We start from the raw sequence: 12,839 nt of genomic DNA on the forward strand, positions 1-12,839 counted from the left end.
CTGGAGACGGGCGTCCAGACGCAGAAGGCGGTGCACGGGTGAGCTCGGGAGGTCTGGAGCTGCCCCCTGGTGACAACGGTCACGAGGGCGGCCCGGCGGACGCCCCAGGAGGTGCACCCGATGGTGCGCCCGGCGGGGTGTCGGGTGGGGTGTCCGGCGGGGTGTCGGGCGGGGCGCCCGCGGGGGTGCCGGCCGGGGCGGTGTCGCTGGCCCCGACGGCGGCCGGGAGCGTGCGGGCCGGGGCCGAGCTCGACTGGGGCGCGGACGCGTGGAGCGAGGTCCGCACCCGCGCGCAGCGGGCCGGCCGTGCGTACATCTGGCTGAACCTGATCGAACAGCGGCTGCGCGCCGTCGTCGGCGCGGTGCTGCGGCCGATCTACGAGCCCGTGCACGGCGGCGACGACTGGGTGGTCGCGGCCGCCGGGCCAGCCGGTCAGGAGTGGGTGCAGCGGGCCGTCGCGGTCCGCGAGGTCAGCCGGCGCAAGGGCTACCTCCTGGACCCGGCCGACGACAACGTGCTGAGCTTCCTGACGCTCCCGCAGCTGCGGGAGCTCATGGTCCAGCACTGGCCGTGCTTCGAGCCGTACTTCGACGACCGGCGGGAGATCGAGCTGGCGCTCGACGAGCTGGAGGTCACCCGGAACGTGGTCTCCCGCAACCGGGCCCTGTCGCGGGCGGTGCTGGAGCAGGCTGAGCGGGCCTCGGCGCGGCTGCTGGAGGTGCTGGGCGGCGGCGCGGGCTCCCCGGCGGCGGACCGGCTGCCGATCGACGCGGTCGAGGACCTGGTGGGCGACCGGTACGCGGACGTCATCTCGGTCCACCCGGACCGGGTGCGGCTGCAACGGCAGCTCCCGGCGGAGGACCTGTTCGGGGGCGCGCGGCGGCTCGACGCCATCGGCATAGGGCTCAACCTGCTGGTGCAGAACTTCTCGGGCCGAAGACTCGTGCGCCTGACGGAGGCCGGCTGCCGCGTCCGGCTGCTGTTCCTGAACCCGGCCAGCAGCGCCGTGAAGCGGCGCGAGCGGGAGCTGGGCCTGCGCAAGGGCGAGCTGAGCCGCTCGGTGGAGATGAACATCCTGCACGTGCGCCGGGTGCGGGCGGGGCTGCGGGATCCCTCGCGGTTCGAGATCCACGTCTTCGACGAGACCCCCCGCTTCACCGCGTACCTGGTGGAGGGGGAGACCTCGGGCATCGCGGTGGTGCAGTCGTACCTGCGCCGGGCGCGCGGCATGGAGGCTCCGGTGCTGGTCCTGCGGGGCGGCGGGACCCGCGGCCCGGCGCGGGACGCGGACAACGGGCTGTTCCCGACGTACCGCGAGGAATTCGAGTCGATCTGGGAGGACTCCCGCCCGGTGTCCTGACTGTCAGTGCCCCGTGGCAGGCTGAAAGTCATTGACCGAAGGCGTACGGGGAGCACGGGGGAGGGACACGGGGTGGAGGACCGGCACGGCATGGGGGACTGGCACGGCGGTGTGCTGATCGGATTCGACCTGGAGACGACCGGCACGGAGCCGGGGGAGTCGCGGATCGTGACGGCGGCGGTCGTCGAGGTACGGGCGGGCGAGGTGCGCGATCGGCGCGGCTGGCTCGCGGATCCCGGGATACCGATCCCCGAGGGGGCCTCGGCGATCCACGGGATCAGCACGGAGCGGGCGGTGGCGGAAGGCCGCCCGGCGCGGGAGGTCGCCGACGAGGTGGCGCGGGAGCTCGTGGAGCACTGGCGCCGGGGCGCGGTGGTCGTCGCGTACAACGCGGCCTTCGACCTGACGCTGCTGACCGCCGAGCTGGCCCGGCACGGGCTGCCCTCGCTGGCCGAGCGGCTGGGCGGGATGGAGACCGGGCCGGTGGCGGACCCGCTGACCATCGACCGGGCCGTGGACCGCTACCGGCGCGGCAAGCGGACGCTGGAGGCGGTGTGCGGGGTGTACGGGGTCACCCTGGACTCCGCGCACGACGCGGGCGCCGACGCGCTGGCCGCGGTGCAGGTGGCCCGCGCGATAGCCGCCCGCCACCCGCAGGTGGCGGCGCTCACCCCGGCCGCCCTCCACGCCCGCCAGGGCACCTGGCACGAGCGCTGGGCCCGCGACTTCCAGTCCTACCTCCGCCGCCAGGGCACCCCGGACGCGGTGATCGATACGGCGTGGCCGCTGCGCAGCCTGCTGGCATCCCCGGCCCCGGCCTGAGGGCCGGGACCGGCATCCGGCCTCAGTTGGGGATGGAGCAGTTGGCGTCGGGGGCGTGGCCGGCGGGCCACGCGATGCCGTCGAAGGCGGCGGTCTTGGTGGCCGGGTCGAGGTGGACCATGGATACGGTCTTGTTGTACGGGTTGCCGTACTGGTCCAGGCAGATCCAGCCACTGGCTCCCTCGACCCGGTTGTTGCCGTGCAGCCGCAGCCAGCTGTCGGCGACCTCGGAGAGGGAGGGCATCTTCACGCTGCCCACCGCGTCGTTGCGGATACCCGCGACAGCGGTGGAGACCGCGTCGTAGGTGATGATGACGCGGCCGTCGGAGAGGTCGGCCGGACCGATCGAGTCCGGCTCCTTGGCCGCGAACTTCTGGACCAGGTCGGACAGCTCCTTCAGTGCGGCCTTGGAGCCGCCGGTCGCCGCCGTGCCGCTCTCCCCCCAGGCGCCGGGGTGGGCCAGGGCGGCGTAGCGCAGGGTGATTCCGGCGCCCTTGGTGAGGGTGTCCCACTGGTCGGCGAACTTCTCGTCGACCGTCAGGGTGGAGGCGTGCGAGCCGCTGATGACGGTGTAGTGCTTGTTGCAGGTCCGGTTGCCCAGCTCGACGAGGAACTGACGCAGTTGCACGGGACGGCCGGCGAAGTAGACGGTCTTCGCGGCGGAGGCGCAGATGTCCGGGACCATCTGGTGGAAGTCGTTGGCGAGGTTCGCCTCGTCGTTGAAGTCGGGCGGCGAGCGGTAGGTCTCCGGGGCGTTGGGCGCTCCCTTGGCGAGCTTCTCGAAGGTCTGGCGCAGGCTGGTCAGATAGTTGTCGCCCTCGCGGATGTCCTCGACGACCAGTGTCTCTTCGGGCTTGATGTCCGATCCGTACGACGCGAGGGCGTTGGCCTGGTCGGTGTTGCCGGGGGCGACCCGCGCGAGCCCCGGGTAGCGGTGGGGGTCGGCCGCGGTGTTCCTGATGTCGTCGGCGGTCATGGGGCCCGCGACGACCGGAATGCCCTTCTCCCGGGTGAGGTAGCGGACGGCCTCCTCGGTCTCGGTGATGCTGATGTTGATGCCGGCGACGGCCCGCAGGTTCTGCTTCTCGTCGGCCGCGGCCCGGGCCAGCTGGTCGGCGACGGTACGCCACTCCTTGTAGCCCCGGCCGGGGTTGGCGAGCACCAGCCGGATGGGCGGCTGCTTGTTGTTGGCCTGGTGGTTCGCGCGGTACTGGGCCAGATAGGCGCCCTGGACCTGCTCGACGTACTCCCGCCGCTCGGCGGAGGCGTCGGAGATCATGGGGATCATCAGGGCGATGGTGGCGGGGGACTTGCCGGCGACGCTGTCGTTCTCCGCCTTGATGCGCTCGGTGACCTGCTTCAGCGACGGGTGGAAGACGTAGCTGCCGTCGGTGACGCCGACACACTCGTGCCGGGCACCGCGTTCCGCGACGCCGGGGGCGCAGGCCGGGTCCTCGGCGAGCCACCGGTCGTAGGCGACGTAGCCGCCGCTTCCCAGGACGATGGCGAGGGCGACGATCAGCAGGGCGCGGTTCAGCGGTCCGGCGGGCCAGAGTGTCACGGGCGCCTCTCTCCGTAGGTGGGCAGGTCCGGTGCCTGGATCCAGTGGTTCAGGAGGTGCGGCCACTCCTCGAACGCCCGGTAGAAGACCTCCTGGGGGCCGACGGGGCTGTTCTGGGCCAGGGTGAGCAGTTGCAGTCTGACGCTGTTGATCTTCTGCTGGTCGGGGGGCGCGAGCGGATGCGACTGCAGCCACAGGTCGAGCACGAGGCGCTCCACGGCCTGGCGGACGGGCTCGTTCGCAGCCGCGTGGAGGTAGTCCCCGGCCGGGGCGCCCGGTGGGTGCGGTGCGGCACAGACCAGGTTGAGGGCGGCGAGCCACCCGGGCGCGTCCTGCCCGGCCAGGCGGCGGTGCAGGGCGCGGACGACGAGGTCGCTCTCGCCGATCGCGAGCGAGTGGTGCAGGTAGCGGGCATCGTGCGGCTCGGCGGCGTCCGTGGGGTACAGGAGGCGCAGCCGCCGGTGGCGGCCCGTCCACTCCGCGGCCCCGGGCGGCCCTGCGCTGCGGGTGCGCAGGTCGTGCACGAGCAGGGCGCGCAGGGTGGGATCACCGACGAACGGCCCGCCGGTACCCGGCCAGCGGCCCTGGCCCCAACCGTCCTGCCGCAACAGGCTCCTGGTCTCCGCCACGGGCACGACGGCGGCCCCCTCCACGGGGTTTCCGTCAGGGCGGCGCGGCACGTGGTCGGTGTTCAGCGCGTGGGCGGCCGCGTCGTCGAGAGCCGGGGTGTAGTGGGCGAGCCGGGCCCGGGCCTCGCCGCCCGGGGTCAGGACCCCGAGCAGCCGTTCGTACACGGGCAGCGTCGGCTCGTCGGCGAGCGGCAGGGCGAGCAGCCTGCCGTGCTCGAAGGGCTCCGGCGAGCCGATCCTGGATCCGGCGGCAAGGACCAGGGGGTGGGCGATCCCGGCGCGTCCGGAGCTGAGCCGGTGGATCATGTGGGCCGCTTCGGGCTGCGCCCGGCCGCCTCCGAGCATCTCCTTGACCTCGTCGAGGTCGAGCCGTGCCAGCGGCAGCCTCAGTACCCAGTCGGCCGCCGTCCGCGGCCGGTCCTGGCGCCAGAACGGGCCCGCCGCACTCCTCGTCGAGGGGCCGACGCCCTCGCGGTCGGGCACGGCCGGTTCCTGTGCGAGGGCGGTCACGACGACGCCGGGACGCGTTCTCGCGGGCTCCTCGTGCCAGACGCCGGTCAGCGCGTCCATGACCGCCCGGCCCAGCGGAGTGTGGCAGTTGTCCAGGAGCAGCAGCGGGCGCGGCACACGGTTCTTCAGGCGCATCCAGGTGTACTGGTCCGCTATGTCCTCCAGGAGGGCGGCCACCAAGTGCTGCTCCGCCTCCCGCCGGTCGTCCTCGTCGCCGCGGAAGCACATGGCGAGCTCGGTCAACTGGGCGTACCCGTCGCCCTGGGGGCCGACCCGCCGCCCTGTCCACCAGCCCAGACCGTGCTTGTTGGCGCGCGGGCCGAACAGTTCGGTGGTCACGATGTCGATGAGCGGCGCCACCAGCTCGCCCACCCCGGGACCCATCCCCGCCGCGGCGGCCGCGGTGACCTGTCCGATCCAGCCCGCCACCCGCTGGTTGCGCTCCTGGAGGTCGGGCTGGCTCTCGCGGAGCAGCCCCGCGAGGAGGCGGCGGGCGGCCGCCAGCTCGGCCGGCTGGACCGTCCCGGACTGCCAGCTGGTGACCGCGAGCAGTCCTTGGGTGAGCCGCGGGAAGGACGGCTTCCAGCCGAACTCGTTCGGCTTCCGGCTCAACCGGTCCATCAGGTAGAAGAGCAGGTCGGAGGTGCGCGAGGCGTTCGCCGTGGTCGCGTCGGCCGAGGAGGCCAGCCCCGGCTGGCCGAAGTCCGCCGCGCCGAGGTCCGCGTACGCCTGCGGCAGCCGCTGCGCGTACCGGTGCGATAACTCCCTCAGGAGCGCGGTCTTGCCGGTGAGCCGCCCGCCGCCGCACTCGATCAGCAGCGGACTCCCGCCCGGTATCCGCAGCCGGGCGGCGCCCCGGGACTCGAGCCCCACCAACGAAGGCACGACGGCATCGAGCACCGCCGCCCGTCCGTACAACGTCACGTGACCCCCCAGCCGTTCGGCTCGAACCACCGCCGCGATGGATGGAGAGTAAGGGGGCGACCGCATAGCGCCACAGGTATATGACGAAGCGGCACCCCCCGGTTACGCATTCGTGACTCACGGTGGAGGGAACGCCCCATTGGCCCCTTGTGTCGCCCCTCCGGGCCCACCGGCCCCCTCAGGCGCAGGGCGAACCCCCTGCCGGGGCAGGGAGGCGGACCCTAGTGCCACTCCTCGCGGTATTCGATGTGCAGGTCGCGGTCGGCGGGATCGCATCCCACGGACCGGCAGTAGTGCCTGCCCCCATGGTTGAACGCCCGGCCGGGGCCCGTGCGGGCGAGGTCGGCGAACTGCACGGCCGCCTCCCGGAACGTCCGGGTGCTGCCGGTCATGAACAGCGTCTCGCTGTGGATCTGCTGGCGGAACCGGTCCCGGTTCTCCCGGTGGTACCGGCCGGATGCCTCGGGCTCCGCGTCGGGGTCGGGGGCGGGCAGCTCCACGGTGCGCGGCCGTCCGCGGCCGAGGCGGGCGCGCAGTTCCTTCCACCGGGACGGGGCGAACTGCAAGGAGTGGTGCAGCAGGACGAGATCGAGCGGGCGCCGCGCGCCCGTGTCCGGTCCGCCTGCCGCGTTGGCCCGGATCGGCAGGTGGACCAGCGACCGGGGCGACGTGGCCGCGAGGGCCCACAACCCGGCCGTGACGTGCGCGGCTTCCCGGTCGAACCAGCCGTTCAGGTGCCAGGGGTCGTCGACGAGCACCGCGCGGGCCGGGGTCCGGGCCGGGCGGACGACCTTGAACTCCGTCGCGCCCAGACGGGCGGTGTGGAACGTGGTGTGCAGTCTCATGTGCGTTCCTCGATACGGGACTCCTAGAACGCGTGCCAGCGGGTTTCCGGGTCGCCGTCGCGCAGGGAGGTGACGCGGCGGCGGAATTCGGTCAGGGCCTTCGGGTTGGCCGGGGCGTGTTGGGCCACCCAGGCGCAGCTGGCCGTTTCGCGGGCGCCGCGGAGTACCGCGCAGCCCTCCCAGTCGCGGACGTCCCAGCCGTACGCCGTCACGAAGGCCTCGTACGACTGCGCCGGCAGGCCGTACCGGTCGCGGGAGAGGGCCATCACCACCAGGTCGTGCTCGCGCAGATCGGCCGAGACGGTCTCCAGGTCCACCAGGACCGGCCCGTCCGGGCCCACGTGGACGTTGCGGGGCAGGGCGTCGCCGTGGATCGTGCCCGGTGGCAGATGCGGGGTCAGCGCGGCCACCTCGCCGGCGTAGGCGTCGCGCCGGGCCAGCAGGTACGCGGCGTCGGCCGGGTCGACGGCCTCGCCGGCCAGCCGGAGCCAGCGCCCGACCCCGCCCAGCAGGTCCCGTGCGGGCAGCGCGAACGGCGCCGCCGGGAGGGCGTGGATCTGCCGCAGCAGCGCCGCGAGGTCCTCGGGGCCGGCCGGGCGGACCGGGTCCGGGAGGCGGTGCCACACCGTCACCGGGTGCCCCGCCACCAGCCGCGCCTTCGGCTCGGCCGCGCGGACCGCCGGGACCCCGGCCCCTTCGAGCCAGCCCGCGACGGCGAGCTCCCGCTCGGCCCGCTCCAGCAGCGCCGCCTCCCGGCCGACCTTCACCACCAGGTCGCCGGCCGCGAACACCGCATTCTCGCCCAGCGCCAGCAGCACGGGCGGCCCGGCCGGTCCCGTCGGGCCCGCCGCGGTCAGGCCCGCCGCCGTCAGTACGTCCCTGGCCTGCGCCTCGTCCATGCCGTGTCTCTCCGGATCCGGATCTTCGTGGATCCGCCAAGTCTCGCACCCCGGCCCGCGCCGGCCGGAATATCGCGTTGCACGAGACGTATCGTCTCGTTACGCTCGATCCATGACCTCAGCCAAGCCCGCACACATCGCCATGTTCTCCATCGCCGCCCCCGGGCACGTGAACCCGAGCATCGAAGTGATCCGGGAGCTCGTCGCCCGCGGTCACCGCGTCAGCTACGCCATCCCCGCCTCCTTCGCCGGGAAGATCGCCGAGACCGGCGCCACTCCGGTGATCTGGAACTCCACCCTCCCCACGGACGACGAGCCCGAAGCCTGGGGCACCGAGCTCATCGACAACATCGAGCCGTTCCTGAACGACGCCATCCAGGCCCTGCCGCAGCTCGTGGCCGCCTTCGAGGGCGACGAGCCCGACCTCGTCCTCCACGACATCACCTCCTACCCGGCACGCGTCCTCGCCCACCGCTGGGGCGTCCCCGCCGTCTCCCTCTCCCCGAACCTGGTCGCCTGGACCGGGTACGAGGAGGAGATCGGAGAGCCGATGGCGGCCGGACTGCGCGCCTCCGAGCGCGGGCGGGCGTACTACGCCCGCTTCCGCGCCTGGCTCGACGAGAACGGCATCGAAGAGGACAGCGACTCCTTCGCCGGCCGGCCGCGCCGCAGCATCGTGCTCATCCCGCGCGTCCTCCAGCCGCACGCCGACCGCGTCGACGAGTCCGTCCACACCTTCGTCGGCGCCTGCCAGGGCGACCGCAGCGCCACCCAGGGCACCTGGGAGCGACCGGCCGCGGCCGCCGGGAAGAAGGTGTTGCTGGTCTCCCTCGGCTCCACCTTCACCCAGCAGCCCGCCTTCTACCGCGCCTGCGTCGAGGCCTTCGGCGATCTCCCCGACTGGCACGTCGTCCTCCAGATCGGCAAGTTCACCGACGAGGCCGAACTCGGCGCCGTCCCCGCCAACGTGGAGGTCCACCGCTGGGTTCCCCAGCTGGACATCCTGCGCCAGGCCGACGCCTTCATCACCCACGCGGGCGCCGGCGGCAGCCAGGAAGGCCTCGCCACCGGCACCCCGATGGTCGCCGTCCCGCAGGCCGTCGACCAGTTCGGCAACGCCGACGTGCTCCAGGGCCTCGGCGTGGCCCGGCACGTCCCCATGGAGGAGGCCGACGCCCGCACCCTGCGGGAGGCCGTCCTCGCACTCGTCGAGGACCCCGGGGTCGCCGCCCGCGCCGAGGCCATCCGCGCGGAGATGGCCGGCGAGGGCGGTACGCCACGGGCCGCCGACGCCATCGAGGCCGAACTGGCCGCACTGACCGCGTTGTCGGTGCGTCGCCCTATCGTTCGGTCATGACCACGAAGAAGTACGCGGCCCTGCTGCGCGGAATCAATGTCGGCGGGGCCAAGAAGGTCCCGATGGCCGAGCTGCGCGAGGTCCTCGCGAGCCTCGGCCTCACCGAAGTGCAGACGTACCTCCAGAGCGGCAACGCCGTCTTCACGAGCCCGGAGAAGGACCAGGCCGCCCTGGCCCGGGAGCTGGAGCGGGCCATCGAGGCCCGCTTCGGCTTCGCCGTGGCCTGCCTGGTGGTCGACGGGGAGTACCTGCGCGCCGTCGCCGGGGCCTGCCCCTTCCCGGCCGCCGAACTGGAGGGCAGGCAGCTGCACGCCACCTTCCTCTCCGCGCAGCCCGCCGAGGAGCGGTTCGCCGCGATCGACGGGCCCGCGTACCTCCCGGAGGAGTACCGGATCGGCGACCGGGTGGTCTACCTCTACGCCCCGGACGGCATGGGCCGCTCCAAACTGGGCGAGGCCCTCCACAAGCCCGCCGTCTTCAAGGGCATCGACGCGACGACCCGCAACTGGAACACCGTCGTCAAGCTCGTCGAGCTCACGGCCGACTGACGCCACTGCCCGCTGCCCCCCGCCGCACTAGCCGCCGAGCGCGTCGAGGACCGCCAGCTCCCGCGGCGTCAGCCGGACCGTCGCCGCGTCCAGGTTCTCGGCGAGGTGGGCCGGGGACCCCGTCCCCGGCGTGGGACACAGCACCGGCGACCGGTGCAGCAGCCAGGCCAGCGCGATCTGCCCCGGCCCCGCCCGGTGCTCGGCGGCCACGGCGGTCACCGCGGCAGCGCTCTCGCGCGTCAGGGCCCCGCTGCCCAGGGGGTAATACGGGAGGAACGCGATCCCCCGCGCCTCGCACAGCGCGAGCACCTCCGCCGAGGACCGGTCCATCAGGTTGTACGGGTTCTGCACGGCGGCGACCGGTACGATCTCCAGCGCCTGCCGCAGCTGTCCGGCGGTCACCGTGTCCAGGCCGATGTGCCGGATCTTGCCCTCCGCCCGCAACCCCGCCAGCGCGCCCAGCTGTTCCGCCATCGGAACCGCCGGGTCGAAGCGGTGCAACTGGTAGAGGCCGATGCTCTCCACCCGCAGCCGCCGCAGGCTCGCCTCGCACATCGCCCGCAGCTGCTCGGGCCGCCCCGCGACGTGCCACCGGTCGGGGCCGGTGCGCACCACCCCGCCCTTCGTCGCGACGACGAGCTGCTCCCCGTACGGGTGCAGGGCGTCGGCGATCAGCTCCTCGGCCAGGTCGGGGCCGTAGTTGTCGGCGGTGTCGATGAGCGTGACGCCGCGCTCGACGGCGGTGAGCAGCAGGGCCCGGGCCTCGGCGCGGCTGCCGCGCGGGCCCCAGTAGCCGGGGCCGACCAGGCCGCCCGTACCGAGACCGAGCCGCCGTACGGGGAGCTCCCCGCCGAGCAGGAAATCGTCGTCCACCATGCCCCCGACGGTAACGGAGGGCGCCGGATGTGCCAGGCTCCTGGCCATGCGTTACATCATCATCGGCGCCGGGGCGATCGGCGCGACCATCGGCGGACGGCTGACGGAGGCGGGCGCCGAGGTGGTCCTCGTCGCGCGCGGCGCGCACGCGGAGGCCCTCGCGGCGGACGGGCTGCGGCTCACCACGGCGGACGGGGCCCGGGTGCACCGGATCCCCGTGGTCACGGGACCGGCGGAACTCGGCGAACTGCGGCCGGACGACGTCCTGTTGCTGACCGTGAAGACCCAGGACGCGATCGCCGCGCTCGACGCGTGGGGCGACGCGGAGGTGGCGGGCGGCGGCACGGCGGCGCAGCGCCTGCCGGTGCTGTGCGCCCAGAACGGGGTGGAGAGCGAGCGGCTGGCGCTGCGCCGCTTCGCCCGCGTGTACGGGGTCTGCGTCTGGCTGCCCGCCACCTTCCTGGAGCCGGGCGTCGTCTCCGCGCTGTGCGCGCCGCTGACGGGCATCCTGCACATCGGACTCGCGGCCGGGGGCGCGGACGCGCGGGCCCGGCGGATCGCGGCCGGCCTGGAGAAGGCCGGCTTCGGGGCGCCCGTCGTCGAGGACGTCATGCGGTGGAAGTACGCGAAGCTGCTGGGGAACCTGGGCAACGCGGTCCAGGCGACGACCGGTCCCGAGCCGGACCCGGCGAAGACGGCCCTGCTGCTGCGCGCGCAGCGGGAGGGGCGGGCGGTGCTCGGGGCGGCGGGGATCGCGTACGCCTCCGACGCCGAACAGGCGGCGGCCCGCGACGGCAAGGTCGACCAGCCGCCCGGCGTGCGCGGCGGCTCCTCCTGGCAGTCCCTGCGCCGGGGCACCGGCTCCATCGAGGCGGACTACCTCAACGGCGAGATCTCCCTGCTGGGCCGCCTCCACGGGGTCCCGACCCCGGTGAACGACACCCTGCGCCACGCGGCGAACATCTTCGCCCGCGAAGGCCTTCCGCCGGGCGCGATGTCGGTCGAGGACCTGACGGCCCTGGCCGACGAGGCGGCGGCCAGGGCCTAGCCAGGACCGCGTCAGAACGTGCGGTCGCTGCGCCAGGTGGCCTGGCTGGACGGGTTGTTCATGTCGTAGGTGGTGCCGGAGAGCCGGCGGTCCGGGCCGAGGGAGCCCGTGTAGCGGCCCTTGGGTCCGTGGTTCCACTGGACGACGAAGTAGATGTCGTTCCCGGTGACGGAGCCCTCCTGCACGGTCCCCACGGTGTTTCCGGACGACGTGGATCCGTAGAGGTTCCCGCTGCCGTCCTGCCTCAGGTCCACCCGCACGGTGGCGTTGCTCTGGTAGACGGTCCAGACCCCACTGGCGTTGAACGCCGCCGCCCGGGCCTCCCGTACCGCACTCGGCGTACTGGTGGGGGCGGCGTTCGCGGGGGCGGTGAGACCCGCCCCCGCGACGGACAGGATCAGGGCGGCGGCGGACGTGGTGAGGAGCTTGCGCGTACGGCGTGACATGGACATCAGCCCTCCAGGGGCGGCCAGGACGATCGATCCCGTTGTGTGATGCACGGAACCTCGCGGCTGGACTACCCGTGATCCACTGACCCGAGCCCTCGATTCACTCGAACGAGAATCAGGCCGCGGCGAGGAGGGGCACGCCGTGTGACGCCGCGTCGAAGCGGAGCAGGAGGAGACGGGCCAACTCGGGGGCCGCGCCGAGGACGTCGGCCACCAGGTCCGCCCCGGCGGCTTCCGCGCCCGCAGCGATACGGTCCGGCAGGCGCCCGGGGGCGATGACGTACGGGGCCACCGCCACCCGGCGCACGCCCTCGGCGCGCAGCGCCCGTACGGCGTCCTCCGTACGGGGCAGGCGAGCGGAGGCGAACGCAGGCCGCACGGCGCACCAACCGGTGTGCCGCCACTCCCGCGCGATTTCAGCGATCACTGCGATCGCCTCCGGGTCTGAGGAACCGGCGGACGCGAGCACCACACCGGTGGTGGCGCGGTCCGCCGGGGTGAGGCCCGCTTCCTCGAGGCGGCGCTCCAGGGCGCCGACCAGCAGCGGGGACGGGCCGAGGACGTCCGCGATCCGGACCGAGAGGTCCGGCAGGCGGGACGTGGCCTCGGCCAGCACCGCGGGGATGTCGGACTTCGCGTGGAACGCCCGGGTCAGGAGCAGCGGGAGGGCCACGACCTCCCGTACGCCGGACCGGTAAAGGGCGGAGGTCACCTGCGCCACCGTCGGGGTGTCGAAGTCCAGGAAGGCCGTCTCCACCCGCAGCTCCGGCCGCAGCGCCCGCACCCGCCGGGTGAGGGCGTGCACGGTCGCCGCGTGCCGCGGGTCACGGCTGCCGTGGGCGATGACGAGCAGGACGGGGGCGCTCGCGGGTGCGGGGGCTCGGAACAGGGGACGCATGGCGCGGCTCAGCTCTTGACCAGGAGGCCGCGGTTGCGCAGGACGTGGCGTTCGATGGGGCTGAAGATGAGGAGGTCGATGGCGATGCCGACGACGAGGATGAGGGTGATGG

11 protein-coding genes and 2 pseudogenes are annotated in these 12,839 nt (G+C 73.7%); 5 read left to right on the top strand and 8 right to left on the bottom strand.

Annotation, left to right across the window (positions count from 1 at the left end; translation table 11 throughout):
- Positions 1-38: 38 nt before the first annotated feature.
- Positions 39-1,361 carry an SAV2148 family HEPN domain-containing protein gene (locus tag IF02_RS0130950; protein ID WP_030162891.1) on the top strand — a complete coding sequence of 441 codons (1,323 nt, stop codon included), beginning with the start codon at positions 39-41 and terminating at the stop codon, positions 1,359-1,361.
- 90 nt (positions 1,362-1,451) lie between these two features.
- The gene (locus IF02_RS0130955; RefSeq protein ID WP_037837471.1) at positions 1,452-2,183 is read left to right on the top strand and encodes a 3'-5' exonuclease; all 732 of its coding nucleotides are present in this window, start codon (positions 1,452-1,454) and stop codon (positions 2,181-2,183) included.
- 22 nt (positions 2,184-2,205) lie between these two features.
- On the opposite strand, the gene IF02_RS0130960 is transcribed toward IF02_RS0130955, so the two are convergent.
- The 4 genes from IF02_RS0130960 to IF02_RS0130975 all read right to left on the bottom strand — a co-directional run bounded on the left by IF02_RS0130960 (position 2,206) and on the right by IF02_RS0130975 (position 7,551).
- Positions 2,206-3,744: a hypothetical protein gene (locus IF02_RS0130960; protein ID WP_037837466.1), complete on the bottom strand. Its 1,539-nt coding sequence runs from the start codon at positions 3,742-3,744 to the stop codon at positions 2,206-2,208.
- Positions 3,741-5,807 carry a hypothetical protein gene (locus tag IF02_RS0130965; protein ID WP_158708593.1) on the bottom strand — a complete coding sequence of 689 codons (2,067 nt, stop codon included), beginning with the start codon at positions 5,805-5,807 and terminating at the stop codon, positions 3,741-3,743. The genes IF02_RS0130960 and IF02_RS0130965 overlap by 4 nt, the downstream gene beginning before the upstream one ends.
- 221 nt (positions 5,808-6,028) lie before the next feature.
- Positions 6,029-6,652, bottom strand: coding sequence for a hypothetical protein (locus IF02_RS0130970; protein ID WP_030162896.1), 624 nt, complete (start codon positions 6,650-6,652; stop codon positions 6,029-6,031).
- Positions 6,653-6,675: 23 nt separating this feature from the next.
- Complete coding sequence (locus IF02_RS0130975; protein ID WP_030162900.1) at positions 6,676-7,551, bottom strand: phosphotransferase enzyme family protein; 876 nt, start codon at positions 7,549-7,551, stop codon at positions 6,676-6,678.
- A gap of 71 nt (positions 7,552-7,622) precedes the next feature.
- On the opposite strand from IF02_RS0130975, the pseudogene mgt reads away from it, so the two are divergent.
- Both mgt and IF02_RS0130985 read left to right on the top strand, forming a co-directional pair.
- Positions 7,623-8,908: pseudogene (gene mgt, locus IF02_RS0130980) on the top strand (macrolide-inactivating glycosyltransferase).
- Complete coding sequence (locus IF02_RS0130985) at positions 8,905-9,456, top strand: DUF1697 domain-containing protein (RefSeq protein ID WP_030162905.1); 552 nt, start codon at positions 8,905-8,907, stop codon at positions 9,454-9,456. The pseudogene mgt and the gene IF02_RS0130985 overlap by 4 nt, the downstream one beginning before the upstream one ends.
- Positions 9,457-9,483: 27 nt before the next feature.
- Here the strand turns inward: IF02_RS0130985 and IF02_RS0130990 are convergent, their stop codons facing one another.
- Positions 9,484-10,332: an aldo/keto reductase gene (locus tag IF02_RS0130990; RefSeq protein WP_030162906.1), complete on the bottom strand. Its 849-nt coding sequence runs from the start codon at positions 10,330-10,332 to the stop codon at positions 9,484-9,486.
- Positions 10,333-10,378: 46 nt separating this feature from the next.
- Here IF02_RS0130990 and IF02_RS0130995 point away from each other — a divergent pair, with 46 nt between their 5' ends.
- Positions 10,379-11,380, top strand: a complete 1,002-nt coding sequence (locus tag IF02_RS0130995; protein ID WP_030162908.1) for a ketopantoate reductase family protein — start codon at positions 10,379-10,381, stop codon at positions 11,378-11,380.
- An 11-nt stretch (positions 11,381-11,391) separates the two neighbouring features.
- On the opposite strand, the gene IF02_RS0131000 is transcribed toward IF02_RS0130995, so the two are convergent.
- From IF02_RS0131000 to IF02_RS34620, 3 genes and pseudogenes are all read right to left on the bottom strand, one after another.
- Positions 11,392-11,832, bottom strand: coding sequence for a hypothetical protein (locus IF02_RS0131000; protein WP_051696663.1), 441 nt, complete (start codon positions 11,830-11,832; stop codon positions 11,392-11,394).
- Between the two features lie 112 nt (positions 11,833-11,944).
- Positions 11,945-12,727 (bottom strand): sirohydrochlorin chelatase, encoded by a 783-nt coding sequence (locus IF02_RS0131005; RefSeq protein WP_030162910.1) that lies wholly within the window; start codon positions 12,725-12,727, stop codon positions 11,945-11,947.
- 8 nt (positions 12,728-12,735) lie between these two features.
- Positions 12,736-12,839, bottom strand: a pseudogene (locus IF02_RS34620) (ABC transporter permease); the annotation flags it as partial.

This window comes from Streptomyces sp. NRRL S-244 (genome assembly GCF_000717915.1).
Classification (GTDB): Bacteria; Actinomycetota; Actinomycetes; order Streptomycetales; family Streptomycetaceae; genus Streptomyces.

Bases quoted from the DNA above. Each gene is read 5' to 3' on its own strand.
- IF02_RS0130955 (WP_037837471.1), top strand. From the start codon at position 1,452: ATGGGGGACTGGCACGGCGGTGTGCTGATCGGATTCGACCTGGAGACG.
- IF02_RS0130970 (WP_030162896.1), bottom strand. From the start codon at position 6,652: ATGAGACTGCACACCACGTTCCACACCGCCCGTCTGGGCGCGACGGAG.
- IF02_RS0130975 (WP_030162900.1), bottom strand. From the start codon at position 7,551: ATGGACGAGGCGCAGGCCAGGGACGTACTGACGGCGGCGGGCCTGACC.
- IF02_RS0130985 (WP_030162905.1), top strand. From the start codon at position 8,905: ATGACCACGAAGAAGTACGCGGCCCTGCTGCGCGGAATCAATGTCGGC.
- IF02_RS0130990 (WP_030162906.1), bottom strand. From the start codon at position 10,332: ATGGTGGACGACGATTTCCTGCTCGGCGGGGAGCTCCCCGTACGGCGG.
- IF02_RS0130995 (WP_030162908.1), top strand. From the start codon at position 10,379: ATGCGTTACATCATCATCGGCGCCGGGGCGATCGGCGCGACCATCGGC.
- IF02_RS0131000 (WP_051696663.1), bottom strand. From the start codon at position 11,832: ATGTCCATGTCACGCCGTACGCGCAAGCTCCTCACCACGTCCGCCGCC.
- IF02_RS0131005 (WP_030162910.1), bottom strand. From the start codon at position 12,727: ATGCGTCCCCTGTTCCGAGCCCCCGCACCCGCGAGCGCCCCCGTCCTG.